This window comes from Streptococcus sp. 11-4097, assembly GCF_018215285.2.
GTDB lineage: Bacteria > Bacillota > Bacilli > Lactobacillales > Streptococcaceae > Streptococcus.
Genome location: NZ_CP185262.1, coordinates 94,809 through 119,153, shown reverse-complemented (window position 1 = coordinate 119,153; position 24,345 = coordinate 94,809). Strand labels below are relative to the sequence as shown.

The 24,345-nt window shown below is 41.3% G+C and carries 27 protein-coding genes; 8 read left to right on the top strand and 19 right to left on the bottom strand.

Annotation, left to right across the window (positions count from 1 at the left end; all coding sequences use genetic code 11):
* The first annotated feature begins 38 nt into the window (after window positions 1-38).
* The 5 genes from KB197_RS00560 to KB197_RS00540 all read left to right on the top strand — a co-directional run bounded on the left by KB197_RS00560 (window position 39) and on the right by KB197_RS00540 (window position 5,496).
* The gene (locus KB197_RS00560; protein ID WP_212573781.1) at window positions 39-1,310 is read left to right on the top strand and encodes an extracellular solute-binding protein; all 1,272 of its coding nucleotides are present in this window, start codon (window positions 39-41) and stop codon (window positions 1,308-1,310) included.
* Window positions 1,311-1,420: 110 nt separating this feature from the next.
* On the top strand, window positions 1,421-2,713 hold the full coding sequence (locus KB197_RS00555) for a sugar ABC transporter permease (RefSeq protein WP_031237127.1): 1,293 nt from the start codon (window positions 1,421-1,423) through the stop codon (window positions 2,711-2,713).
* A gap of 1 nt (window position 2,714) precedes the next feature.
* Entirely contained in the window at window positions 2,715-3,557 is an 843-nt protein-coding gene (locus tag KB197_RS00550) for a sugar ABC transporter permease (protein WP_020902368.1), read from the top strand.
* 142 nt (window positions 3,558-3,699) lie between these two features.
* Window positions 3,700-4,500 (top strand): DUF1189 domain-containing protein, encoded by an 801-nt coding sequence (locus tag KB197_RS00545; RefSeq protein WP_033687469.1) that lies wholly within the window; start codon window positions 3,700-3,702, stop codon window positions 4,498-4,500.
* Between the two features lie 9 nt (window positions 4,501-4,509).
* Entirely contained in the window at window positions 4,510-5,496 is a 987-nt protein-coding gene (locus tag KB197_RS00540; protein WP_212573782.1) for a LacI family DNA-binding transcriptional regulator, read from the top strand.
* A gap of 29 nt (window positions 5,497-5,525) precedes the next feature.
* Here the strand turns inward: KB197_RS00540 and KB197_RS00535 are convergent, their stop codons facing one another.
* The 13 genes from KB197_RS00535 to KB197_RS00475 form a co-directional block, all read right to left on the bottom strand.
* On the bottom strand, window positions 5,526-6,467 hold the full coding sequence (locus KB197_RS00535; RefSeq protein ID WP_000806280.1) for a YitT family protein: 942 nt from the start codon (window positions 6,465-6,467) through the stop codon (window positions 5,526-5,528).
* A complete protein-coding gene (gene aspS / locus KB197_RS00530) occupies window positions 6,445-8,208 on the bottom strand; it encodes an aspartate--tRNA ligase (protein ID WP_212573783.1) in 1,764 nt (587 codons plus the stop codon). Before aspS ends, KB197_RS00535 begins: the two co-directional genes overlap by 23 nt.
* Before the next feature lie 154 nt (window positions 8,209-8,362).
* A complete protein-coding gene (locus KB197_RS00525) occupies window positions 8,363-8,593 on the bottom strand; it encodes a hypothetical protein (protein WP_000832184.1) in 231 nt (76 codons plus the stop codon).
* Window positions 8,594-8,610: 17 nt separating this feature from the next.
* Entirely contained in the window at window positions 8,611-9,249 is a 639-nt protein-coding gene (locus KB197_RS00520; protein ID WP_064275810.1) for a CPBP family intramembrane glutamic endopeptidase, read from the bottom strand.
* A 9-nt stretch (window positions 9,250-9,258) separates the two neighbouring features.
* Window positions 9,259-9,957: an ABC transporter permease gene (locus tag KB197_RS00515; protein WP_212573784.1), complete on the bottom strand. Its 699-nt coding sequence runs from the start codon at window positions 9,955-9,957 to the stop codon at window positions 9,259-9,261.
* Complete coding sequence (locus KB197_RS00510) at window positions 9,950-10,774, bottom strand: ABC transporter ATP-binding protein (protein WP_212573785.1); 825 nt, start codon at window positions 10,772-10,774, stop codon at window positions 9,950-9,952. The genes KB197_RS00515 and KB197_RS00510 overlap by 8 nt, the downstream gene beginning before the upstream one ends.
* Window positions 10,775-10,784: 10 nt before the next feature.
* Window positions 10,785-11,525 carry a DUF3169 family protein gene (locus tag KB197_RS00505; protein ID WP_212573786.1) on the bottom strand — a complete coding sequence of 247 codons (741 nt, stop codon included), beginning with the start codon at window positions 11,523-11,525 and terminating at the stop codon, window positions 10,785-10,787.
* Between the two features lie 2 nt (window positions 11,526-11,527).
* Complete coding sequence (locus KB197_RS00500) at window positions 11,528-11,725, bottom strand: hypothetical protein (RefSeq protein ID WP_185755636.1); 198 nt, start codon at window positions 11,723-11,725, stop codon at window positions 11,528-11,530.
* Window positions 11,725-11,931, bottom strand: coding sequence for a helix-turn-helix transcriptional regulator (locus KB197_RS00495; protein ID WP_001176233.1), 207 nt, complete (start codon window positions 11,929-11,931; stop codon window positions 11,725-11,727). Before KB197_RS00495 ends, KB197_RS00500 begins: the two co-directional genes overlap by 1 nt.
* A gap of 9 nt (window positions 11,932-11,940) precedes the next feature.
* Window positions 11,941-12,408, bottom strand: a complete 468-nt coding sequence (locus KB197_RS00490) for a hypothetical protein (protein WP_212573794.1) — start codon at window positions 12,406-12,408, stop codon at window positions 11,941-11,943.
* Window positions 12,408-13,688, bottom strand: coding sequence for a histidine--tRNA ligase (hisS, locus tag KB197_RS00485; protein ID WP_212573787.1), 1,281 nt, complete (start codon window positions 13,686-13,688; stop codon window positions 12,408-12,410). Before hisS ends, KB197_RS00490 begins: the two co-directional genes overlap by 1 nt.
* 77 nt (window positions 13,689-13,765) lie before the next feature.
* Entirely contained in the window at window positions 13,766-15,013 is a 1,248-nt protein-coding gene (locus tag KB197_RS00480; RefSeq protein WP_212573788.1) for a transporter, read from the bottom strand.
* A 199-nt stretch (window positions 15,014-15,212) separates the two neighbouring features.
* Window positions 15,213-16,064 carry a helix-turn-helix domain-containing protein gene (locus KB197_RS00475; RefSeq protein WP_064275805.1) on the bottom strand — a complete coding sequence of 284 codons (852 nt, stop codon included), beginning with the start codon at window positions 16,062-16,064 and terminating at the stop codon, window positions 15,213-15,215.
* Window positions 16,065-16,188: 124 nt separating this feature from the next.
* Here KB197_RS00475 and KB197_RS00470 point away from each other — a divergent pair, with 124 nt between their 5' ends.
* Window positions 16,189-16,530: a metal-sulfur cluster assembly factor gene (locus tag KB197_RS00470; RefSeq protein WP_001204052.1), complete on the top strand. Its 342-nt coding sequence runs from the start codon at window positions 16,189-16,191 to the stop codon at window positions 16,528-16,530.
* Window positions 16,531-16,590: 60 nt separating this feature from the next.
* Here the strand turns inward: KB197_RS00470 and ilvD are convergent, their stop codons facing one another.
* The gene (gene ilvD, locus KB197_RS00465; protein WP_000137346.1) at window positions 16,591-18,294 is read right to left on the bottom strand and encodes a dihydroxy-acid dehydratase; all 1,704 of its coding nucleotides are present in this window, start codon (window positions 18,292-18,294) and stop codon (window positions 16,591-16,593) included.
* Window positions 18,295-18,524: 230 nt separating this feature from the next.
* On the opposite strand from ilvD, the gene rpmF reads away from it, so the two are divergent.
* Together rpmF and rpmG are read left to right on the top strand one after the other, a co-directional pair.
* Window positions 18,525-18,707 carry a 50S ribosomal protein L32 gene (gene rpmF, locus KB197_RS00460; protein WP_000290417.1) on the top strand — a complete coding sequence of 61 codons (183 nt, stop codon included), beginning with the start codon at window positions 18,525-18,527 and terminating at the stop codon, window positions 18,705-18,707.
* Between the two features lie 15 nt (window positions 18,708-18,722).
* On the top strand, window positions 18,723-18,872 hold the full coding sequence (gene rpmG / locus KB197_RS00455) for a 50S ribosomal protein L33 (protein ID WP_001265622.1): 150 nt from the start codon (window positions 18,723-18,725) through the stop codon (window positions 18,870-18,872).
* A gap of 184 nt (window positions 18,873-19,056) precedes the next feature.
* Here rpmG and KB197_RS00450 read toward each other — a convergent pair whose 3' ends face one another.
* The 5 genes from KB197_RS00450 to KB197_RS00430 form a co-directional block, all read right to left on the bottom strand.
* Window positions 19,057-20,304, bottom strand: a complete 1,248-nt coding sequence (locus KB197_RS00450) for a toxic anion resistance protein (protein WP_000134328.1) — start codon at window positions 20,302-20,304, stop codon at window positions 19,057-19,059.
* 21 nt (window positions 20,305-20,325) lie between these two features.
* On the bottom strand, window positions 20,326-21,132 hold the full coding sequence (locus KB197_RS00445; protein WP_212573789.1) for a hypothetical protein: 807 nt from the start codon (window positions 21,130-21,132) through the stop codon (window positions 20,326-20,328).
* Between the two features lie 636 nt (window positions 21,133-21,768).
* Window positions 21,769-22,380, bottom strand: a complete 612-nt coding sequence (gene rpsD / locus KB197_RS00440; protein ID WP_000092756.1) for a 30S ribosomal protein S4 — start codon at window positions 22,378-22,380, stop codon at window positions 21,769-21,771.
* A 194-nt stretch (window positions 22,381-22,574) separates the two neighbouring features.
* Complete coding sequence (locus KB197_RS00435; RefSeq protein ID WP_000769779.1) at window positions 22,575-23,627, bottom strand: sensor histidine kinase; 1,053 nt, start codon at window positions 23,625-23,627, stop codon at window positions 22,575-22,577.
* Window positions 23,627-24,322: a response regulator transcription factor gene (locus KB197_RS00430; RefSeq protein WP_000520654.1), complete on the bottom strand. Its 696-nt coding sequence runs from the start codon at window positions 24,320-24,322 to the stop codon at window positions 23,627-23,629. Before KB197_RS00430 ends, KB197_RS00435 begins: the two co-directional genes overlap by 1 nt.
* Window positions 24,323-24,345: the final 23 nt, after the last annotated feature.

The following is a 24,345-nucleotide window of genomic DNA, read 5'->3' as shown; positions in this document are numbered from 1 at the left end:
TCATTATAAAATTTGTTATTCTTTAGGAGGAATACACTATGTCATCTAAATTCATGAAGAGCGCTGCTGTGCTTGGAACTGCTACACTTGCTAGCTTGCTTTTGGTAGCTTGCGGAAGCAAAACTGCTGATAAGCCTGCTGATTCTGGTTCATCTGAAGCCAAAGAACTCACTTTCTACGTTGAAGACCAATATAAAGCCTTTGCTGAATCAGCTGCAAAAGCTTACGAAAAAGAAGCTGGCGTAAAAGTTACCATCAAAACAGGAGACCAAATGGGTGGGCTTGACAAACTTTCTCTTGACAACCAATCAGGTCAAGCTGCTGACGTTATGATGGCTCCATACGACCGTGTAGGTAGCCTTGGTACTGACGGACAACTTTCAGAAGTTAAATTGAGCGACGGCGCTAAAACAGATGATAAAACTAAATCTCTTGTAACAGCTGCTGATGGTAAAGTTTACGGTGCTCCTGCTGTTATCGAGTCACTTGTTATGTACTACAACAAAGACTTGGTAAAAGAAGCTCCAAAAACTTTTGCTGACTTAGAAAACCTTGCTAAAGATAGCAAATATGCCTTCGCTGGAGAAGATGGAAAAACTTCTGCTTTCCTAGCTGACTGGACAAACTTCTACTATGCATATGGACTTCTTGCTGGTAACGGTGCTTACGTATTCGGACAAAACGGTAAAGACGCCAAAGATATCGGTCTTGCAAACGACGGTTCTATCGCAGGTATCAACTACGCTAAATCTTGGTATGAAAAATGGCCTAAAGGTATGCAAGATACTGAAGGAGCTGGAAACCTAATCCAAACTCAATTCCAAGAAGGTAAAACAGCTGCTATCATCGACGGACCTTGGAAAGCTCAAGCCTTTAAAGATGCTAAAGTAAACTACGGTGTTGCAACTATCCCAACTCTTCCAAACGGAAAAGAATATGCTGCATTCGGTGGTGGTAAAGCTTGGATTATCCCATCAAGCACTAAGAACCTTGAAGGCGCTCAAAAATTTGTAGACTTCCTTGTTTCAACTGAAGAACAAAAAGCCTTCTACGATACAACTAACGAAATCCCAGCTAACACTGAAGCTCGTTCATACGCTGAAGGTAAAAACGATGAGTTGACAACAGCTGTTATCAAACAGTTCAAGAACGCTCAACCAATGCCAAATATCTCTCAAATGTCAGCTGTTTGGGACCCAGCTAAAACAATGTTGTTTGAAGCTGTAAGTGGTAAGAAAGATGCTAAAACAGCTGCAAACGATGCTGTAACATTGATCAAAGAAACAATCAAACAAAAATTTGGTGAATAAAAAATTTGTTCAAGGGGGGTGGAATTCAAATCCCCCTTTGAATTTATCAATAAAAAACATATATAGTTTAGGTTTTAATTAGAAACCAGTATCCTATGAAAGGAGTTATTATGGAAAAGCAACAACCTAGTAAAGCAGCCTTGCTGTCTATCATTCCTGGGTTAGGACAGATTTACAATAAACAAAAAGCCAAAGGTTTTATCTTCCTTGGTGTAACCATCGTATTCGTCCTTTACTTCCTAGCACTTGCAGCCCCTGAATTGAGCAATCTCATCACTCTTGGTGACAAACCAGGTCGTGATAATTCCCTCTTTATGCTGATTCGTGGTGCCTTCCATTTAATCTTTGTAGTTGTTTATGTACTCTTTTATTTCGCAAATATCAAAGACGCACATACAACTGCCAAACACATTAACAATGGCATACCAGTAGCACTTACCTTTAAAGAAATGGTCAAAGGAATCTATGAAAATGGCTTCCCTTACCTCTTAATCATTCCATCTTACATTGCCATGACTTTTGCGATTATCTTCCCAGTTATCGTAACCTTGATGATCGCCTTTACCAACTACGACTTCCAACACTTGCCACCAAACAAATTGTTGGACTGGGTTGGTTTGACCAACTTTACAAACATTTGGAGCTTGAGTACCTTCCGTTCTGCCTTTGGTGCCGTCCTTTCTTGGACTATCATCTGGGCTTTATCTGCCTCAACTTTACAGATCGTCATTGGTATCTTCACAGCTATCATTGCTAACCAACCATTTATCAAAGGAAAACGTATCTTCGGTGTTATTTTCCTTCTTCCTTGGGCTGTCCCAGCCTTCATCACTATCCTGACATTCTCAAACATGTTTAACGATAGTGTTGGTGCTATCAACACTCAAGTATTGCCAATCTTGGCTAAATTCCTTCCTTTCCTTGATGGTGCTCTTATTCCTTGGAAAACAGACCCAACTTGGACTAAGATTGCCTTGATTATGATGCAAGGTTGGCTTGGATTCCCATACATCTACGTTTTGACCTTGGGTATCTTGCAATCTATTCCTAACGACCTTTACGAAGCAGCTTATATTGACGGTGCCAATGCTTGGCAAAAATTCCGCAACATCACTTTCCCAATGATCTTGGCTGTTGCGGCACCTACTTTGATTAGTCAATACACCTTCAACTTTAACAACTTCTCTATCATGTACCTCTTCAATGGTGGAGGACCTGGTAGTGTCGGAGGTGGAGCTGGTTCAACCGATATCTTGATCTCATGGATCTACCGTTTGACAACAGGTACATCTCCTCAATACTCAATGGCGGCAGCTGTTACCTTGATTATCTCTATCATTGTCATCTCAATCTCTATGATCGCATTCAAGAAACTACACGCATTTGATATGGAGGACGTCTAAGATGAATAACTCAATTAAACTCAAACGTAGACTGACTCAAACCCTTACTTACCTCTACTTAATTGGCCTATCAATCGTGATTATCTATCCACTGTTGATTACCATCATGTCAGCCTTTAAAGCAGGTAACGTCGCGGCCTTTAAACTCGATACTAACATCGACTTCAATTTTGATAACTTTAAAGGACTCTTTACTGAAACCCTATACGGTACTTGGTATCTCAACACTTTGATTATCGCCTTAATTACTATGGCTGTTCAAACAAGTATTATCGTACTTGCTGGTTATGCTTACAGCCGTTACAACTTCTTGGCTCGTAAACAAAGTTTGGTCTTCTTCTTGATTATCCAAATGGTGCCAACCATGGCCGCTTTGACAGCCTTCTTCGTTATGGCACTTATGTTGAACGCCCTTAACCACAGCTGGTTCCTCATCTTCCTCTACGTTGGTGGTGGTATCCCGATGAATGCTTGGCTCATGAAAGGTTACTTCGATACAGTGCCAATGTCTTTAGATGAATCTGCAAAACTAGACGGTGCAGGACACTTCCGCCGCTTCTGGCAAATTGTTCTTCCACTGGTTCGCCCAATGGTTGCCGTACAAGCTCTCTGGGCCTTCATGGGACCTTTCGGGGACTACATCCTCTCTAGTTTCTTGCTTCGTGAGAAAGAATACTTTACTGTTGCCGTAGGTCTCCAAACCTTCGTTAGCAATGCGAAGAACTTGAAGATTGCCTACTTCTCAGCAGGCGCTATCCTCATCGCCCTTCCAATCTGTATTCTCTTCTTCTTCCTACAAAAGAACTTTGTTTCAGGACTTACAAGTGGTGGCGACAAGGGATAATATATCCCCGCCACCCTTTTTCATTTTAAAACTTGTTACTGTAAAAATATCCTTGTAGCAAGCAATTTATCTCCTAGACTTGAAATAAAGCACATTTCTCTATATAATACTCATATAGAAAACACCTTTTAGAAAGATACCTATGCTTCCATATCCATTTTCCTATTTTTCAAGTATTTGGGGATTTCGTAAGCCCCTGTCCAAACGTTTCGGACTCAACTGGTTCCAACTTCTCTTTACCAGTATCTTCCTTATCAGCTTATCTATGGTACCTATTGCCATCCAAAACAGCTCGCAGGAGACTTATCCGCTAGAAACCTTTATCGATAATGTCTATGAACCATTGACAGATAAGGTTGTACAGGATCTCTCTGAACACGCTACAATTGTTGATGGCAAATTAACTTATACTGGAACAGCTAGTCAAGAGCCTTCTATTGTGATCGGTCCAAGTCAAAGCAAGGAATTACCTAAGGACTTGCAACTGCATTTCGATACGAATGAGCTCGTCATCAGCAAGGAAAGCAAGGAATTGACCCGTATCTCTTACCGGGCGATTGAGACTGAGAGTTTCAAAAGTAAAGACAGCTTGACCCAAGCTATTTCTAAAGACTGGTACCAGCAAAATCGTGTCTATATCAGTCTCTTTCTGGTTCTCGGTGCGAGCTTCCTCTTTGGTTTGAATTTCTTCATTGTCTCTCTAGGAGCTAGTCTTCTCCTTTATATCACTAAGAAATCACGCCTCTTTTCATTTAGGACCTTTAAAGAGTGCTACCATTTTATCTTGAACTGTTTAGGATTACCTACTCTAATTACGCTTATTTTGGGACTCTTTGGCCAAAATATGACAACTCTCATTACTGTACAAAACATTCTTTTTGTTCTGTATCTGGTCACTATCTTTTATAAAACGCATTTCCGTGATCCAGATTACCATAAATAGGAGATTTTTATGCCCGTTACGATTAAAGACGTGGCCAAGGCTGCTGGTGTTTCGCCTTCAACCGTAACCCGTGTTATTCAAAACAAATCAACCATTAGCGACGAAACAAAAAAACGTGTTCGTAAGGCTATGAAGGAGCTCAATTACCACCCCAACCTCAACGCTCGTAGCTTGGTAAGCAGTTATACCCAAGTTATTGGCTTGGTCCTTCCTGACGACTCAGATGCCTTCTATCAAAATCCTTTCTTCCCATCTGTCCTCCGGGGTATCGCCCAAGTCGCCTCTGAAAACCACTACGCCATTCAGATTGCGACAGGTAAAGATGCCAAAGAGCGTCTTAAAGCTATTTCTCAGATGGTCTATGGTAAGCGTGTAGACGGTTTGATTTTCCTCTATGCCCAAGAAGAGGACCCTTTGGTTAAGTTAGTAGCAGACGAGCAATTTCCTTTCCTTATCTTAGGTAAATCTCTATCTCCCTTCATTCCACTTGTCGATAATGACAATGTCCAAGCTGGTTTTGATGCGACAGAGTATTTCATCAAAAAAGGATGCAAGCGAATTGCCTTTATCGGAGGTACTAAGCGACTCTTCGTAACACAAGACCGTCTGACAGGTTACGAGCTAGCTCTCAAACAATACCAACTTCCTCTCGATACTAATCTGACTTACTTTGCTACTGAATTTCTTGAAGATAATGGTTATCGCTTTAGTAGACTTCTCTTCAAACACGATCCAAATATTGACGCTATTATTACCATTGATAGTCTCCTTGCTGCAGGGGTCTGTGATTACATCGCAAAACACCAACTGGATGTCCCTGTCCTCAGCTTCGACTCAGTCAATCCCAAGCTCAACTTGGCGGCCTATGTCGATATCAATAGTTTGGAGCTTGGTCGTGTTTCCTTTGAAACTATTCTCCAGATCATCAATGATGCTAAAAACAACAAACAAATTTGTTATCGCCAGTTAATTGCCCACAAAATTATCGAAAAATAAAAACCAGCTCGCGCTGGTTTTTTTGATTACTAATTATCTGTTTCAACGAATCGTCCCAAAATATGGACATTCTCAGATACAGAGACAAAGGCGCTTGGATCCACCTGTTTCATAATCTGTTTAAATTCATTAAACTCTGCACGTGTAATGACAGTGATTAAAACTGCCTTTCTTTCGTGATTATAGGTTCCTTCTGCATCGTGGATCATGGTTGCTCCGCGGTGCAATTTTTTATGTATTTTTTCAATAACCTTCTCTGGATGATTGGTCACAATCATGGCCTGCATTCGTTTTTGCTTGGTAAAGACAGCGTCTGTCACACGGCTAGAGACAAAGATGGTAATCATAGAGTAGAGAGCGTATTTCCAACCAAAGGTCAAACCAGCTATCAGCATGATAGTCCCATTGACCAAGAAAGAAATACTACCAACATTCTTACCCGTTTTCTTGCGGATGGTCAGGCTGACAATATCTGTACCTCCACTGGAGATATTGTTGCGAAGAGCAAAACCAATCCCCAAGCCCATGACAACACCCCCAAAAAGGGCATTGATAATGGGATCCTCCGTCAAGGTCGCCACAGGGACAAACTGGATAAAGAAGGAACTCATGGATACCGTGATAAAGGTAAAGACGGTGAACTTATGGCCAATCTGATACCAAGCCAAGACCATCAAAGGAAAATTAATAGCGTAGAAGGTTAGCGAAATCGGAATATGAAAACCAAACCAGTGATTACTCAAGGCAGAGATAATCTGTGCCAGACCTGTCGCACCACTCGAATACACATGCCCCGGTTGGAAAAAGAAATTAACCGCCACTGCTGATAAAAAACCATAGACCAGAGAAGCCGAAATCTTCTCATCATATTTTTCCCGAGAGATGCTTTGTAAGACACGTAAAATTTTTATCTGATGAGCAAAGCGGCGCAGATAATAGCGCCACCGCTTAATTCGTTTTGCTTGTTTCATCTTCTTCTATTTGTAAGCTGAGTTCCTCTAGTTGTTTGAGAGCTACTGTTGAAGGAGCTTGTGTCATTGGGTCACTTGCCTTGTTGTTCTTAGGAAAGGCAATGACTTCACGGATATTTTCTTCTCCAGCAAGCAACATAACAAATCGGTCAAGCCCGATAGCCAAACCACCATGTGGTGGGAAACCATAGTCCATGGCTTCAAGAAGGAAGCCAAACTGGTCATTTGCTTCTTCAGCTGAGAAACCAAGAGCCTTGAACATGCGTTCTTGAAGGTCTTTTTGATTGATACGAAGGCTACCACCACCAAGCTCATAACCGTTCAAGACGATATCGTAAGCAATGGCACGAACCTTAGCCAAATCACCTTCTAATTCGTGAGCCGTCTCTTCCTGTGGAAGGGTGAACGGATGGTGGGCGCTCATGTAACGACCTTCTTCTTCAGACCATTCAAACATTGGCCAGTCAACCACCCAAAGGAAGTTGAATTTATCGTTATCAATCAAGCCAAGCTCTTTGGCAATACGTCCACGAAGGGCACCAAGAGTTGCATTGGCCACTTCAAGCGTATCCGCCACAAAGAGAACGAGGTCCTTATCTTCAAGAGCAAGCACTGTTGTCAATTCTGCTTGGATGTCCGTCAAGAACTTAGCAACTGGTCCGTTTAATTCTCCATCAACAACCTTGACCCAAGCAAGACCTTTGGCACCATATTGTTTGGCTACTTCAGTCATCTTGTCGATGTCTTTACGTGAATAGTTGTCCGCAGCGCCTTTGACTACAATTGCTTTTACAGCAGGTGCTTCTGAAAAGACTTTAAAGTCAACACCTTTGACCACTTCTGTCAAGTCCTGAAGCAACATGTCAAAACGAGTGTCAGGTTTATCAGAACCGTAAAGAGCCATAGCGTCATCGTATTTCATACGAGGGAATGGCAGCGTCACTTCGATACCTTTGGTTTCTTTCATGACGCGCGCAATCAAGCCTTCTGTGATATCTTGGATTTCTTGCTCAGTAAGGAAAGACGTTTCCAAGTCGACCTGAGTAAACTCAGGCTGGCGGTCACCACGCAAGTCCTCGTCACGGAAACATTTAACGATTTGGTAGTAACGGTCAAAACCAGCATTCATCAAGAGCTGTTTCGTGATTTGTGGACTTTGAGGAAGAGCGTAAAAATGCCCTTTATTAACACGAGACGGCACCAAATAGTCACGCGCCCCTTCAGGAGTTGACTTAGAAAGGAATGGTGTCTCCACGTCGATAAACTCCAACTCATCCAAGTAATTGCGAATAGAGTGGGTCACTTTAGCACGAAGTTTGAGGTTTTCCAGCATCTCTGGACGACGAAGGTCAAGGTAACGGTAACGTAAACGTGTATCGTCATTAGCCTCAATGCCATCCTTAATCTCAAATGGGGTTGTTTTAGCTGTATTAAGCACTGTCAGAGCTGTCACGTTTAACTCAACCGCACCAGTTGGCAACTTATCATTGGCTTGCTCACGCGCAGCGACCTGACCAGTCACCTCGATAACAAATTCACTACGAAGGCTTTCAGCTGTTGCCATAACCTCAGCAGAAACTTTTTCAGGATTGATAACCAACTGCATGATTCCTTCACGGTCACGAAGATCGATAAAAATCAAACCACCAAGGTCACGACGACGACCAACCCATCCTTTCAAAGTCATTTCTTGTCCGATGTGTTCCTCACGAACACGACCAGCATACATACTACGTTTCATGTTTTCTCTCCTCTTTTATTCTGTTACTATTTTACCATAAAAGCGCAGGCTCTTCATGAAAATCATCAGAAAAGTTTGCCAGTCTTTAAAAATCAAGTGAAGACTCTAAAAATTGACGCCCATACAAAAATCCGATGAAGTTCACCGGACTCTTTTATTTTGAATTTTTGCCTGCTTTACGTTTTTCAGCAATTTCAGCTGCCTTTCGAGGCAAGACAATTTCTGTTGTATAAGCTGTCCCAAAGCGCAAGACACCTGCAATAGGGGCAAAGACAACTGCTAGATAGTTGTAGAAGAAATCGCCCTTAAAGGCATAAGCTAGCGCTCCAATGATGAAAAATAGAACGACTGCTTGAATCACTGCTAATAAAATTACTCGTTTCATGTGACCTCCTGACTCTATTATAGCATGAGAATCATCAAAAAGCTGACTAAATTATTCAAAGCGTGGAGAGAAATACTGTAGACCAGACCTTTTCTGCTAATATAAGCCAAGCCCAAGCTAAAACCAAGACTAGCATAAACTAAAAATTGTTGCACATCACCTGGGAAATGAATCAAGGCAAACAGAACACTAGATACCAAAAGAAACAGAACCTGTTTGCTCTTGTCCTGCTTAGGAAAGAGATAGCGTGCCAACATCCCTCTAAAGATAAGTTCTTCCGTCAAAGGAGCAAAGACCACCACCATAAAGAAACCAAATGCAGGCTGTTCCACTGTCAGTTGAGATACGATTTGTTGACTGACCGACGGATCTTCTGGTAAAAAGAACTGGGCTGTAATAGCCACTAGCAAAACCAGAGTAGGCAACCAGATATGACGATTAAAAGCTGTTGTCTGGATGCTAACCTTTTCTGTCTGATACCATCTGTAAACTCCATAAACATAGGCTCCTGACAGGGCGATATAAAGTGGTAAGACTCCAAAGATTGAAGCCCCTAGTCCAAGAGCTGACAGAGCCATGCTCTGAACCATACCATAGATAAAGTAAAAGGATAGAACAGCTAGAAAAAACCAGCCAAGGTTTTTAAGTAGTTTCATATAAATCTCCTATCTTGCTTTATAGCTGTTTTTCAATACAAGGAGGTTCGCTATTCCTAACACAACCACCCAAGCAAGTAACATACCGATGTTAGAAAAAGATATTTCTCCACCTTTTTTATTTAAAAGATTTACAATAGGACCAACGAACGAGTAATCCAACACTTTTTGAACCGTATCATTTTGAGAAGCAATCATAGGTAAAAAAGAGACAATTAACATAGGGAAGATACTATAGACTTGCGCTTTAGACTGAGTATCTGATACCGCACCGATTAGAAGGTTGAGAAAAATAATACTAATAGTTGCTAGGAGCAAATAGATAACGTAGGCAAATAAATAACCTGATAGATCTACTTTAAGATAGATGGGAAGCACAATCATAGCAAGTAACATTATCAGAATAGGGAGAACGAGCATACTGAAAGTATATTCTGTTGCTGTCACACCACTTAGGAGGAGTGATTTAAGATTTCGTTTTTCCTTATCTTCTGCCATCATAATCGATACCATATAACCACTTCCCATGCTCAAGACCATCGTCAAGCTAGCAGATAGAAAAAATAGGCTCAATTGTCCATTCTTATTTAAAAATTCATTATATAAAATAGTCAGTCCAAAAGGCAACAATAGAGTCGCCAACAAAGATGAATTGCTAATAAGGACTTGTAATCTTAACCATAGTAGGGCATTTAATTTTCTAAACATCTAACTTTTCTCCTGTCAATCTGATAAAGATCTCTTCTAAAGTCGGCTCACAAGAGTGAACCACCATCAAATCTGTCGTGTCTAAATGTGGCAATTCTTCAAATGGAACTATCTGTTCTCGTCCATCGTTATAAACCACACGTACTTTCTTATCCACATGGTACTTCTGGATAATATCTTGCGGACTTCCATACTCTATTAAGTTCCCCTTATTCAAAAGAGATAAGCGATCACAAAGCAGAGTTGCTTCATTCATATCATGCGTGGTCAGAAAGATAGTTGTCCCCGCCTGCTTTAATTCTTGAAGTAGGGTATGAATCATCTTAGATGTTGTAGGGTCTAATCCACTGGTTGGCTCATCTAGAAAGAGAATCTTAGGAGCATTAAGAAGGGCACGAGCCAAGAACATTCGTTGTTTCATTCCTGTAGATAATTTTTCTGCGATAATATCTTTAGCATCTGCCAATCCAACCTGTTGGAGCACCTGATTTACTCTATCTGACTTGAGACCATATAACTTAGCGTAAATGAGCAGATTTTTGTAAAGACTCATCTTTTCATAAAAACCACTGCCATCACTAACTATACCGATTTGTTCCAAATCATTTGAAGTTAAATCTTGAGAATTCTTGCCTAACAAAATTGTGTTACCTTGATCTGCAGCCAACTGACCTGTTAAGACGTTGATCATGGTTGTTTTACCTGAGCCAGAAGGGCCAAGAAAACCAAAGATTTCACCCTCCTTAATCTCAAAAGAAATCTGGTGAAGAGCTTTTTTGCTCCCAAAACTTTTGCTTACATTTTCAACACGAATCATAGAAACTCCTTTATTTGAAATAACGTTTTACCATAGGTAACTGCATCACATTGATATAAATATGGATTGCTCCTACAAGCAAAAAGGCTAGTAACTGAATCTCTCCTGTCAGTAAGGAAAAGAGATCGATCAAAAAGTAGAGACCCGGCAAGACATACTGATTTAATTGGAATAAAATTCGAAAACTCTGTTCCAAATTAGCCTGACGCTCCCCTTCATCATAAGAATTTACGTACTCTAAGACATCCTTGGAAGTTGAGAAAAACTCCAAATCAAACTGACGAACGATTGCAATGGTTTTATATAGATATTTTTGAGCACTGAAAATCATCACTAATGCCAAAAAAGAAAGAGATAAGGTTATATAGCTAATATTTAGTACAACTACTTCACTACCTGAGATGAAAAGAGCTAATAAAATCACTACGCCTGCACTATTAAAAGCAATAGTTCCAAACTCGAGATTACGATACATTTGTACATAATAGCTTTCATTCAGATCATCGTCCATTTCCTCTTGATACAAGGAGTGAAATTTTCTACTTTTCTTTAAGAAATTGAACGTCAAAAACATACTAATGAAACCTAACAGTAAGCAAATAGATGATATCCATGGAATCACGGTTTTGACATCTAAAATGGTTCCGTGTTTTTCGGTATAGGTCTGAAACATCCCTGCAAACATGCCCAAGAAGCCTCCCAAGATAAAAGCCATTAAAAATAACAATACACGTTTCTTTTTCTTTTTCATATTCATTCTCCTTTTTCACTTGCTAGATTTTTTGATTTCTTTTCAATCCATTCAATTACTGGTATGAGGGCAAAATAGGCCCAAACAAATTTGTTACTTTGATAGGGACTAAACCAGCCTAGGTCCATCCCAATCAGTAGAAATACGCTGACTAATAGAGCTATGGCAACTACATAATAAATCACTTTATACTTGTTCATCACTCGTCCTCCTCCAAGCGAAATACCGATTCGACTGTTTCGTTGAAAATCTGAGATATTTTCAAGGCAATCACAACGGACGGGGTGTATTCGTCCCGTTCTAATAGGCTAATGGTCTGTCTAGAAACCTCTGCTAGCTTGGCTAGTTCGGTTTGATTGAGGCCATCGCGAGCCCGCAGCTCTTTTAGACGATTTTTTAGTTGCATGTTACACACCTACTCTCCGTCAAATTCAACGGTTTGGATATCCTCAATACGTTGCAACTTGAATTTTTCTTTTCCCTTTTTATCAACACGGCGTAGCTTGACCCATTCCTCATCAACATCCACAACTTCCCAGTTGTCTGTTCCAAACACTTGTCCAACGATTGTTGGTTTTTTCCCAATCAATTCTTTTAAAATTCTTGACATTTCTATATTTCCTTTCTGTTTTTGCTCAATTCTTTTGATTTTATTCTCCAGTTTCTTGACCTTTTGGGAATGGTAGATATAATACATAATCACAAGAGGTACAAATCCTAATGCCCACATCATAGCTCCTTTCTGCTTCCTATTTCTTAACTTGAATTTATTGTAACACATCTTTTTCTTTTTGACAATCATATTTGTCAAAAAGTTTATGATTTTTGTCATTTTGCAAAAGAAAAAGGTCAGGAATAGATTCCTGACCAGTTTATCTGCTATTAAAAGCCTAGTTTTTCAAAGATTTCTGAGAAGTTTTGGCTGATTGTCTCAAGTGACACTTGCACTTCTTCTCGGGTTTGATTGTTCTTGACCGTTACTTGTCCGCTTTCAACTTCGCTCTCTCCTAGGGTGATGAGGGTCTTGGCCGCAAAGACATCGGCTGACTTGAACTGAGCTTTGAGCTTACGGTTGAGATAATCACGCTCTGCTTTGAAACCTTGTTGGCGAAGAGCCTGGACTAGTTCTAGGGCTTTGACATTTGCTCCTTGACCCAAGACTGCGATATAGACATCTAGGGCGTTTTCGATAGGGAGGGTCACACCTTGCTTTTCAAGAATGAGAAGCAGGCGCTCTACACCAAGCCCAAAACCAAATCCAGCAGTTTCAGGGCCTCCAAAATAAGAAACCAAACCATCGTAACGACCACCCGCACAGACTGTCAGGTCATTGCCCTCAATCTCAGTGATGAACTCGAAAATGGTGTGGTTGTAGTAGTCCAGACCACGCACCATATTGGTATCGATGATATAGTCTACTCCAAGATTCTCCAACATCTGACGCACAGCATCAAAATGAGCTTGGCTTTCTTCATCAAGGAAGTCTAAGATAGACGGCGCATTCTCGACTGCTACCTTGTCTTCTTTCTCCTTAGAGTCCAAGACACGAAGAGGATTTTCCTCCAAGCGACGCTGGCTATCCTTAGACAAGGTCTCCTTGAGCGGTGTCAAATAGTCAATTAAGGCTTGACGGTAAGTCGCACGACTCTCAGGATTTCCAAGAGTGTTGAGGTGCAATTTGACACCTTGGATGCCAATTTCTTTCAAGAAATGGGCTGCCATAGCGATGGTTTCCACATCGGTAGCTGGATTGCTAGAACCAAAACACTCAACCCCAATCTGGTGGAACTGGCGCAAACGCCCTGCCTGTGGACGCTCATAGCGGAACATAGGGCCCATGTAGTAGAACTTACTTGGCTTTTGCACTTCTGGGGCAAAGAGTTTATTTTCCACATAAGAACGGACAACGGGCGCAGTTCCTTCTGGACGGAGGGTGATATGACGGTCGCCCTTGTCATAGAAATCGTACATTTCCTTGGTTACGATATCGGTCGTATCTCCGACAGAGCGACTGATAACCTCGTAGTGCTCAAAAATAGGCGTGCGCACTTCTGCGTAGTTATAGCGCTTGAAAATCTCACGGGCAAAGCCCTCAACATACTGCCATTTGACAGACTCAGCAGGTAAAATATCCTGCGTTCCTTTTGGTTTTTGTAATTTCATAGGGAATCCTCTTTAAACTTAATAGTCTTATTTTACCACAAATAGAGGGATTAAAACAGTAAGAATAAAATTAGGATTTAGATATCATTTTTGAGATTAAGAATTGTCAAAAAAATAGCCAGCAAGGAAAGACCAACAAATAGCATCCAAGTCAACTGTATATTCCATACGGCTACAAGTGAAAAACAGGCTGTTCCCACAGGTATGGATAAGGTAAATAATAAACCTAAAAAATTACTGGTACGAGCTAGAACCTCTGGAGCTAGATTTTTCAGGAGCATGGCACTAATCTTTGGTTGAACTTTACCAGACACATACAGAGTTGAACAGAGAAATAGTAAACCAAGTACGACTTGATTGAATAAATTAGCTAGACCAACTAGACTGAGTCCTACGGTCACCCACATCATCAATCTAGGCAAGGACTGCTTCCCAAAATAATCATTGCCCGTAAGGCTACTGATGATGATTGCTAACAAAGCACAGACTTGACTGATAAATAATGCCTCTGTGTAAGAAAAGTCCAAAAGAGAATGGCTCAAAAAGAAGATGTTATAGATGCTTCCTAAAGCGCCACCCAAGGCATTGATAAGCAAGACAGCACAGAGCATAAAACCAAAGTTTTTCTGTCCACCTTTAAGAAAAACGAGACGTAAATTCCGATAAATCGTTAGGAACTGGTCTTTGATAGAAAGCTTCTCATTTTTTAGTGATTCACCATCAGGAGATGAAATTGACAGGCTCAATTTGCTTTTTCCTAAAAAGAGGATGACGGCTGATACTAGGAAGAAACAGGCATTGATTCCCGCAACGAGGGAAAAATTGTTGACCGATAGCCCTAAGAGCCAGACTCCAAAAGCTTGACCACCAATAGCTGAAATATAGGTAATGAACTGGGAAAAAGAGTAAGCCTCCATCAAATCATCTTCAGCTACTTTTTCCTTAATGAGAGGCATGCGCAAACCACCTGCAAAATCACTGATGACATCACTAATGACATTGATTAAACACAGGCTAGAAAAGGCAAAGAGACTAGCTTGCTGAACAACTAGGGCTGCTAGAAAAAATAAAACCGCCTGAAACAAACCGCTATAGACCATCCATTTGACCTTGGCCCTCGTGTAATCTGCCCGAATCCCTACAAAAACTGTAAAGAGAGTCGGAACAATCATGACAATATTCGCCATAGCAACAGCAAAAGAGGCTTGTGGCAAGGTCGATGCATAGACGATAAAGACCAGGTTGAAAATCGAAGCACCAAAAGCATTGAAGAAGCGTGACAAAGTCAAGAGTCGATAAGCGTGATTTCTAAACAATAGTTTCATAGGTAATCTCCCTTCTTGTTCGAAGTTTTATGTGAAGTATGACTATAGTATAGCACTTAGAAATTTTAGAGGAAAAACTTTTGAATATATGCAACAAAAAAATAAGTAAAAAGAGACGATAGAATTTCTCCAGTGACACGAGAGAGGTCAACAATTCTATCGCTTAAAATTTCAAATGATTTTCTTAGTTTGCAGATATTCAACAATCGGTCGTATTTCTATAGTATTCGGCAGATTTATTACAGCCAAGCATCTCAAAAATACGGACAGCATCTTCCATCTTTTTCTGACCTTCCTTGACTCTGCCTTGCTTGCTATCAAGGAGACCTTCCGCCCACAAATAGACAATTCGGAAATAGGTTTCATTTTCATTGTAGAAACGCTCTTCGATAACACGTTTAAAATAAGAGGCATTGGTAAATTCTTCACACTCAATGCTGGCTAAAAAGCCATTCAATAGTATAGTGTGAAAAAGGTTTCGATTGCCAGACATTTCCATTAGGAAATCAGATTTACGTACCATCTCTCTAACATACCTAGTGAAAAGAGAAACAGATAGAAATGGTGAACTGACTGAAAATAAATTGAGTTCATAGATTCCCCAGATCTCGGTAGAAAACAAATAATCATGAAGGACTTTCCCCTCCTCTGCCGTTAACTCTACCGTATCATACATGCTCTTCATATAAGACTTGATAATAATGGCATTTAGAATATGTTTCTGTTTGTTTTGAGAATGGGTATGCTTTTGGTACTCCTTGCGATACAGGTCTTCAAGAGGTGCTATATTCTTTGGATCCAAGACATCTAGGATTTCTTTTCTCAACTCAGAATCTGTATCATACTGAAAACCTCTCGCTAGAAAGAGGATTTCCTCTACACTGGCAGATATATTTTCTAGGGCAAATAGAAACTTTTCCACCGAAAGCTCACTCTGACCTGTTTCAAAGCGAGATAACATAGACGGCGAAAATTGTCCCCCAGTTGCTTGTCTCAGCGAGATATTTCTTGACTCTCGTAATTGTCTAAAGACTTTTCCAATCTGCTCCATAGGCTTCCCCTTGATTCAGTGTTTTCTTTATATTATCATATTTTTTCAGAAAATTCATCAAAAACTTGCCAAATTGTCAGAATTATGAGAAAATAGAGGATATTTATCACGTGGAGGGACTGTAATGAGAGACGATATCAAAATCAATGACCGGGCTTTGGCCTTGCAAGACCAAATTATCGAAAAACTAGAGAAGGTTTTTGATACAGATGTGGAATTGGATGTTTACAATCTAGGGCTGATTTATGAGATCAATCTAGACGAAACAGGCCTCTGCAAAATTGTCATGACCTTCACCGACACCGCCTGCGATTGCGCCGAAAGCCTGCCTATCGAAATCGTGGCAGGTCTGAAACAAATCGAGGGTATCGAAGATGTCAAGGTTGAAGTTACCTGGTCGCCTGCCTGGAAGATTACACGAATCAGTCGCTACGGCCGCATTGCCCTTGGACTGCCACCTCGTTAAGCAGGTAAATTACTTTTGAAGATGAAAAGAAGCAAGCCAAAGTTGGCTTGCTTTTTGAATTTACTTTTTACCTGACTTGTCCATATTCCAGAAGTCTGTCACGGCTCCGCGTGAAGCAGATGATACGATATGGGCATATTTACCGAGGACACCACGACTATAGAGTGGTGGCAAGGTTGTTTCTGCCTTGCGTTTTTCAAGTTCTTCTTCGGATACGGCCATGGAAATTTCTTTGGTATCTTGGTCAACCGTAACGATATCGCCTGTACGAAGGTAGGCAATTGGTCCACCATCCTGAGCTTCAGGAGCGATATGTCCAACAACCAGACCATAAGTACCACCAGAGAAGCGTCCATCTGTCAAGAGGGCAACCTTGTCTCCTTGACCTTTACCAACAATCATTGATGAAAGTGACAGCATCTCAGGCATACCAGGACCACCCTTAGGTCCAACGAAACGAACAACGACTACATCGCCATCAACGATTTCATCTGTCAGAACGGCCTGAATAGCATCTTCTTCTGAGTCAAAGACCTTAGCTGGTCCAACGTGACGACGCACTTTCACACCTGATACCTTGGCAACCGCACCGTCAGGGGCAAGGTTCCCGTTCAAGATGATAAGCGGACCATCCGCACGTTTTGGATTTTCAAGTGGCATAATAACTTTTTGACCTGGAGTGAGGTCTGCAAAGTCAGCTAAGTTCTCAGCAACAGTCTTACCAGTACATGTGATACGATCTCCGTGAAGGAATCCATTTGCCAAGAGATATCTCATAACCGCAGGCACACCACCGACTTCGTAGAGATCTTGGAAGACATACTGACCAGATGGTTTCAAGTCAGCCAAGTGAGGCACACGTTCTTGAATCGTATTGAAGTCCTCAAGTGACAAGTCAACATTGGCAGCATGGGCAATGGCAAGCAAGTGAAGAGTGGCGTTTGTAGAACCACCTAGAGCCATAGTTACAGTGATAGCATCTTCAAAGGCTTCACGAGTCAAGATATCTGATGGTTTAAGACCTAGTTCCAACATCTTAACAACAGCACGTCCTGCTGCTTCGATATCTTCTTTCTTGTCAGCTGATTCAGCTGGATGAGATGAAGAGCCTGGCAAACTCATACCGAGAACTTCGATAGCAGTCGCCATGGTATTAGCTGTGTACATACCACCACAGCCACCAGGACCAGGGCAGGCATTACATTCAAGACGTTTTACGTCCTCAGCTGTCATGTCACCGTGGTTCCATTTTCCGATACCCTCAAAAACAGAAACCAAGTCAATATCTTTACCATCAAGATTTCCCGGTGCAATAGTTCCACCATAGGCGAAAATTGCTGGAATATCCATATTAGCAATGGCAATCATAGAACCAGGCATGTTCTTGTCACAACCACCGATAGCAACAAAGGCATCCACATTGTGACCACCCATAGCCGCCTCGATAGAGTCCGCAATGATATCACGAGATGTCAAAGAGAAACGCATACCAGGCGTTCCCATAGCAATCCCGTCCGCTACAGTAATAGTTCCAAACTGCACAGGCCAAGCACCTGCAGATTTGACACCCTCTTTAGCCAATTTCCCAAAATCATGCAAGTGGATGTTACATGGTGTATTTTCCGCCCAAGTCGAAATCACTCCCACAATCGGTGTTTCAAAGTCCTTATCTGTCATACCAGTCGCACGAAGCATAGCACGGTTTGGTGATTTAACCATACTATCATAAATGCTACTGCGGTGACGCTTATCTAATTCAGTCATTTGTTCCCTCCCATTTCAGTTTTTACTATTATAGCACATTTTAAAAGCAATGAACAGAAGAAAATTCTTGAATTTTCAGAAAATTTAGATTAATCCGGTTGATGACCTTTTAATTTTTTCATCTTTTTTTGTCAAGTAACTTTACTTTACAAAAAAAATGTGTTATCCTAGTATGGTTGATGAAAATCAGTAGATTGAATCGAATATAAATACCTAAAGGAGAAATCAAAATGGCAGTACCTGCACGTCGCACTTCAAAAGCGAAGAAAAACAAACGTCGTACACACTACAAAGTAACAGCTCCATCTGTAAACTTTGACGAAACTACTGGAGATTACTCACGTTCTCACCGTGTATCACTTAAAGGATACTACAAAGGACGTAAAATCGCTAAAGCTGCATCAGCTGAATAATAGAAGGGAGATACCATGCGCGTAAATATTACACTTGAACACAAAGAATCTGGTGAACGCTTGTACCTTACTTCTAAAAACAAACGTAACACTCCAGACCGTCTTCAATTGAAGAAATACTCACCAAAACTTCGCAAACACGTTGTGTTTACAGAAGTTAAGTAAGCATTCAATACGAATCAATACAGAAGAAAAACGCTAATTCAAGCGTTTTTTCTTTTTGTTAATTTCAGTACATTGCAATAAAAATCATTCGAATGACTACATTTTTTGTGAAATAAATTAGAGGCTCTAATATATAGAAGAATCCAAAATCCCCTGCAAATCTACATTACAAGGGACTTGTGTATTATTCTTGTACTTCTTTCTGGGCGGCCTTGCCTTGGTCTAGAAGGGCTTGGACGATTTTCTCATCGCGTAGTTTGACAGAATCGTTGATCATTTCTGCGGACTTGACGATGGTTGTTTCTAGTTGGGCACGTTTCTGACGACCCAATTCAATAGCTGCGACGATACCTTGGTTTTGAGCTACTAAACTTTCAGCCAGCTTGGTAACAGACTCAACAGCAACTGTCGGGCTTTGGGCAATTCTCTCCATTTGCGGAATCACTTCCTTGCTGGTTTCAGCTAGCATCTGAAGGGCAGCATTATTGGCATTGACAATGGCATCTGCCACGACACCTGATTTCATTGATTGTTGCAAAATACCAAGTTGGGCAATGGAAAGCTTCATTGTTGGAATCGTATTGCGACGAAGCATGCCCAATTTTTGGCGCATATCAGATGACACCTTCACAAGATTGCGCATCTGAGGTGTTGTTGCCCAGGCAACATAGAGACGGCTGACATACTCAGTATGTTGTTGTTCGAGGGTATTGACCACTTCTGCCATGCGGGCCAATTCTTGTGACTTGGTTTGGTATTCTACCGTACTTGTATCGAGTTGGTCAGCTTGGGCCTTCAGTTCGGCAGCGCGCTTGCCAGCTTCTGTCTGACTAGCTTCGATAAAGGAAATCACTCCCACTAGATTTTCAATGGATTTGGTATTGTCCTCAATCAACATCTCAGCAGAGACGATATTTCGAGCTAAGACATCTTCTTGCTTGACCACTGCGGCAGCCATGCCATCGAGCTTTTGCTCCACTGTTTTTGAATCAAAGTAAAATTCTTGTAGGGTATTCTTGCTCTTGTTAAACAATCGTTGCAAAAAGTTTGGCTTCTCTTCTAACTCAGCAATTTCAGCGTTCTTGTATTTAACTACAAAGCCTTGCAACTCACGGTTGGTGTTCTTGAGTAGATCATCCACTTGGGGAATCTGCAATTTCTTTTGTTCTGACAAGATACGATTGACCGTATTGTTCACACCTTCTACAGCAGATTGTCCAAAATCTAAGAGAGCATTTTGATTGGTGACAAATTGGTCTACTAACTGGGGCACGTGCGCCTTGATTCCTTCTTGCTGCTCAGGGCTCAACTTTTCAAGGAAGGTCAAGGTCTTGTCCGAGCCAGTATTGGTCTCGATGATTTGGGTTGTTTTATCCACCTTAGCTACCGTATTATTGGCAATCTGGTCAATATCGAAATTAAATTCTGTCATGGTTACTCCTTTGTTTCTAACCTATTCTTTACGATCTTTTTCTAGAATACGCAAACTGATATCAAAATCACGCATATCTGTTTCATTGAGTTCTCTCAAGACTTGGTCTAGCTCAAGGTCAAATTGTTCGATAGCTGCTTTAGCTTGCTCTAAGCGTTCTTCTGCCCGATTATAGTTCTTCGGATTGGCCTTAATCTTTAAATAGCCTTCTAAAATCGTTTGGAATTTCTCCATCTTCAAACTATGAATGGCCGTCAACTCTTCCTTATCCCCTTCGGCAGAGGTGGCAATCTTGTCTAAAATGGCCTGATGATCAACGGCAATATTAGCCAAGGTCTGGGATAATTCTGGAGCTAATTCCTCTGGCTCCGAATTTTCAAGATCTACTTGACTTTCTCTATCCAAACGTTCTAGCTGAACATCGATGTTTGCCCTTACTGTACGAACCTTTTTGTCAATACGGTTGTAGACATCAGCATCGATATAGGACTTGAGACGATCCGCCTCCTGATGGATTTCCCTCAGTTCGATTAATACTTGATTGGCCAGACTCTTATAGGACTCTGAGCCTTTTTCTACTAAAGTTCTCTCTAGTTGCTGAATATCCTTGTCCGCCTGACGAATCCGAGCTTTTAAAAGCTCAATTCGATCATCTAGAGAGGCATCCTGCAAAAGAGGATAGCGCCAACGTTTATAGAGACGATAACCACCATAGCCTAGCAGTACACAAGCTGCAAGCGGAAGAGCATATTGGACCAAAAGGCCCAGTAAGAACAAGAAGCCCCAAAAATAGAGACAACCTTTCCAAAAACCATTACCCGATTTCATAAACATTCCTTATTTTCAATTTATAAGTCTATTTTAGCACAAAAGAGCAAAATGAGGGCGGAAATCCCCTAGAAAAGAGTTGATTTCTTTGCTGTAGAATGGAGGCTAGTAGCGCGTGGGCTAATTTCAGTGAAGCGGACTCAAACCACAGGCTTCCGTGTTATAAGATTGCGTAATGACCTCTGAGGACATATCAAAACAAAAGCTTGAAATATCGGAGGGGTTGTGTTAGAATGAAAGCATAAAGGGAAAATAATGCTTCTAGCATATATAACTAAAAAGCCCCACCGTGCCACCGATGGGGTTTTTTGCTACCCTCTAAAAGGGTTAAATGCTACTTCCTACGTCTCTTTATCCATAGCTTGAAAAGCTCAGATAGTACGTTAACAAGTAACGGAGCTAGAAAAAGGGAAAATAATTCTAGCATATATAACACCTCCCTTCCTTAAAGTGAGGGGGCCAAAATATTATATCACACCAGATTTATATCATCAGCATCGCTTAATTCTTGGCATAGATAGACTTAGATGCGCAAATAATCTTACTAGCAAATCTCCATACAAACCCAGAAATCAACATTTTAAGACAAAGTAAAAAGCCCACTGTTGTAGGCTTTCTGTAAGATATATCTTAAAATTAAAGCATTTTGTTGTAGAATTCAACGACAAGTGCTTCGTTGATTTCTGGGTTGATTTCGTCGCGTTCTGGCAAGCGAGTCAATGAACCTTCCAATTTTTCAGCGTCGAATGATACGAATGCTGGACGTCCAAGAGTAGCTTCTACTGCTTCAAGGATAGCTGGAACTTTCAATGATTTCTCACGAACTGAAATCACTTGACCTGGAGTTACGCGGTATGATGGGATATCAACGCGTTTTCCGTCAACAAGGATGTGACCGTGGTTTACGAATTGACGAGCTTGACGACGAGTAGTCGCAAGACCAAGACGGTAAACAACGTTATCCAAACGGCGTTCCAAAAGAAGCATGAAGTTGAAACCTAGGATTCCGCCTTTGATTTTTGTAGCTTGTACGAACAAGTTACGGAATTGTTTTTCACCTACACCGTAAGTGAAACGAAGTTTTTGTTTTTCAGCCAATTGCAAACCGTATTCTGACAATTTAGAACGGTTGTTTGGTCCGTGTTGTCCTGGTACGTAGTTACGACGTGCCAATTCTTTACCTGTACCTGTAAGTGAAAGGCCAAGGCGACGAGCTTGTTTCCAAGATGGTCCTGTATAACGTGACATGTGAATGTCCTCCTGATATAAATAATATTTCGGTGGAAATAGTCACTTAGAAAGCCCTGATTCGTGCAGATGCCCTTCGCCTAAACAGCCAAGGTTACTTATCATAAGACACCTGTTGACGAGCTTCATGCTTTCCTGCTGATATTTCACACAAAATCCATTTTACCATGAATGGCTAGATTTGTAAAGGGGTTTTAAGCTTTATTTTCATTGCCAGAGAGATTGAGAAGGAGGGTAAAGGTGCTTCCGAGGCCGTACTGGCTGGTAACTGTGATTTCTCCACCCAATTGATGAGCCAATTCACGCGCAATAGCAAGTCCTAAGCCATGACCACCTGTTTTCATGTTACGCGAAGTTTCTACACGATAAAGGCGTTTGAAAATATTCTCCAAATCCTCTGGGGCAATCCCCTGTCCCTCATCCGTCACACTGATTGAAAGCTGGTTATTTTCCAGCTTGGCCACCACTTCCAGCTTGGTTCCTGGAGCTGAGTATTTAAAAGCATTATTGACCAGATTCACCAAGATACGAGAAAGTTTGGCATAATCTCCCTCAATCCGTGCAGACTCAGGAATTACCTGCAAATGGACATCTCGCTCTTCCTGCTCAATCAAGAACTGAAATTCACTCATGCACTCAATCAAGAGCTGGTCCAGAAAAATGCTGTCTTTGCTGGTCGTTTCGACCTGATTTCTAGCTGTGTTTAGGGTCAAAAAATTCAACTCCTCAACCAGTTTATTGAGTCTTTCAGTCTGGCGCCCAATGGTTGCTAGATAATGGTCCTGTTCTCCTTCCTTGATAACCCCATCCAAAATCCCTTCTACCGTCGCTTGGATCGAAGTGATGGGGGTCTTGATATCATGCGAAAGTTGAGCAATCATCAAGCCCTTTTCTCGTTCGCTTTCTTCCAAGGAATCAAATGTCGCCTGCAAATCATGGGACATTTCATTGAAAGCTTGGCCTAATTGTTGAAATTCTACAGGGCCTTGAACCTCCAGATTTGCAGGGAAATCCTTGTCCGCTACTCTCTTGGCATGTTCCTTGAGTTTGCCCAATGAAGTAAAGACCGGCGATAGGAGAAAGAGACTAATCCCAGCACCGATAAAACTAGCCACTAGAGTCATACCCACTAGGAAATAAATTTCTCTTTCTTCAATTAGCATTCGCTGGATGGCCCAAAAAACCACGATAATCGTTAGGAGTGTTGAAATGACATACCCCACTAAAATATAACTTTTTAATTTCATTAACTACCTCGTGCTTTCTCAATTTTGTAGCCCAAGCCCCAGACGGTTTTGATGGTGGGTGTTTCTGAACTAGCATGTTTAGCCAACTCCTGTCGAAGAGCATGAATATGAACATTCAAGGTATTGGTGTCATCCACATAGTCTTCTTGCCAGACCTTTTCATAGAGGTCTGTCTTAGAGAAAACCCGCTCTGGATTGCTGGCTAAAAGCCATAGAAGTTCGAAGGATTTGACGGTCAAATCAAGCGCCACATCTCCAACTTGGACCTCATGGCTACCATGATTCATCCGTAAATTCCCGAGACTGACGACTTCTGTCTCACCTCCACGATGAAGGCGACGCAAGATATTGTGGACACGCAAAACCAGCTCACGAGGACTAAAGGGCTTGGCAATAAAGTCATCTGCCCCTAAGCTCAAGCCGTAAATCTTGTCCTGCTCACTGGTCTTAGCCGTGATAAAGAGAAAAGGCTGATCCGGAGATTGATACTGAACTTCGCTAATCAAATCATAACCATCCATCCGAGGCATCATGATATCTGTAATAATCAAATCAATTGGTTTTCTCTTGAAGATTTCTAAGGCCTCTACTCCATCATGGGCCACCAAAACCTGATATCCTGCCTGAACCAGATAACGTTGATGAATATCTGTGATTTCTACCTCGTCGTCAACGAGTAAAATTGTCTTTCCCATCTGTCTCTCCTTTGAAAAAAACA

What these genes read in the sequence shown, in the direction of transcription:
- KB197_RS00525 (WP_000832184.1), bottom strand. Translation starts at nt 8,593, where the DNA reads ATGAAACGAGTAATTTTATTAGCAGTGATTCAAGCAGTCGTTCTATTT.
- KB197_RS00505 (WP_212573786.1), bottom strand. Translation starts at nt 11,525, where the DNA reads ATGAAAAAGAAAAAGAAACGTGTATTGTTATTTTTAATGGCTTTTATC.
- hisS (WP_212573787.1), bottom strand. Translation starts at nt 13,688, where the DNA reads ATGAAATTACAAAAACCAAAAGGAACGCAGGATATTTTACCTGCTGAG.
- KB197_RS00510 (WP_212573785.1), bottom strand. Translation starts at nt 10,774, where the DNA reads ATGATTCGTGTTGAAAATGTAAGCAAAAGTTTTGGGAGCAAAAAAGCT.
- KB197_RS00520 (WP_064275810.1), bottom strand. Translation starts at nt 9,249, where the DNA reads ATGAAACTACTTAAAAACCTTGGCTGGTTTTTTCTAGCTGTTCTATCC.
- KB197_RS00555 (WP_031237127.1), top strand. Translation starts at nt 1,421, where the DNA reads ATGGAAAAGCAACAACCTAGTAAAGCAGCCTTGCTGTCTATCATTCCT.
- KB197_RS00550 (WP_020902368.1), top strand. Translation starts at nt 2,715, where the DNA reads ATGAATAACTCAATTAAACTCAAACGTAGACTGACTCAAACCCTTACT.
- KB197_RS00535 (WP_000806280.1), bottom strand. Translation starts at nt 6,467, where the DNA reads ATGAAACAAGCAAAACGAATTAAGCGGTGGCGCTATTATCTGCGCCGC.
- rpmF (WP_000290417.1), top strand. Translation starts at nt 18,525, where the DNA reads ATGGCAGTACCTGCACGTCGCACTTCAAAAGCGAAGAAAAACAAACGT.
- KB197_RS00495 (WP_001176233.1), bottom strand. Translation starts at nt 11,931, where the DNA reads ATGCAACTAAAAAATCGTCTAAAAGAGCTGCGGGCTCGCGATGGCCTC.
- rpsD (WP_000092756.1), bottom strand. Translation starts at nt 22,380, where the DNA reads ATGTCACGTTATACAGGACCATCTTGGAAACAAGCTCGTCGCCTTGGC.
- KB197_RS00515 (WP_212573784.1), bottom strand. Translation starts at nt 9,957, where the DNA reads ATGTTTAGAAAATTAAATGCCCTACTATGGTTAAGATTACAAGTCCTT.
- aspS (WP_212573783.1), bottom strand. Translation starts at nt 8,208, where the DNA reads ATGAAACGTAGTATGTATGCTGGTCGTGTTCGTGAGGAACACATCGGA.
- KB197_RS00450 (WP_000134328.1), bottom strand. Translation starts at nt 20,304, where the DNA reads ATGACAGAATTTAATTTCGATATTGACCAGATTGCCAATAATACGGTA.
- KB197_RS00500 (WP_185755636.1), bottom strand. Translation starts at nt 11,725, where the DNA reads ATGAACAAGTATAAAGTGATTTATTATGTAGTTGCCATAGCTCTATTA.
- KB197_RS00470 (WP_001204052.1), top strand. Translation starts at nt 16,189, where the DNA reads ATGAGAGACGATATCAAAATCAATGACCGGGCTTTGGCCTTGCAAGAC.
- KB197_RS00445 (WP_212573789.1), bottom strand. Translation starts at nt 21,132, where the DNA reads ATGAAATCGGGTAATGGTTTTTGGAAAGGTTGTCTCTATTTTTGGGGC.
- KB197_RS00480 (WP_212573788.1), bottom strand. Translation starts at nt 15,013, where the DNA reads ATGAAACTATTGTTTAGAAATCACGCTTATCGACTCTTGACTTTGTCA.
- KB197_RS00540 (WP_212573782.1), top strand. Translation starts at nt 4,510, where the DNA reads ATGCCCGTTACGATTAAAGACGTGGCCAAGGCTGCTGGTGTTTCGCCT.
- KB197_RS00560 (WP_212573781.1), top strand. Translation starts at nt 39, where the DNA reads ATGTCATCTAAATTCATGAAGAGCGCTGCTGTGCTTGGAACTGCTACA.
- rpmG (WP_001265622.1), top strand. Translation starts at nt 18,723, where the DNA reads ATGCGCGTAAATATTACACTTGAACACAAAGAATCTGGTGAACGCTTG.
- KB197_RS00435 (WP_000769779.1), bottom strand. Translation starts at nt 23,627, where the DNA reads ATGAAATTAAAAAGTTATATTTTAGTGGGGTATGTCATTTCAACACTC.
- KB197_RS00430 (WP_000520654.1), bottom strand. Translation starts at nt 24,322, where the DNA reads ATGGGAAAGACAATTTTACTCGTTGACGACGAGGTAGAAATCACAGAT.
- KB197_RS00475 (WP_064275805.1), bottom strand. Translation starts at nt 16,064, where the DNA reads ATGGAGCAGATTGGAAAAGTCTTTAGACAATTACGAGAGTCAAGAAAT.
- ilvD (WP_000137346.1), bottom strand. Translation starts at nt 18,294, where the DNA reads ATGACTGAATTAGATAAGCGTCACCGCAGTAGCATTTATGATAGTATG.
- KB197_RS00545 (WP_033687469.1), top strand. Translation starts at nt 3,700, where the DNA reads ATGCTTCCATATCCATTTTCCTATTTTTCAAGTATTTGGGGATTTCGT.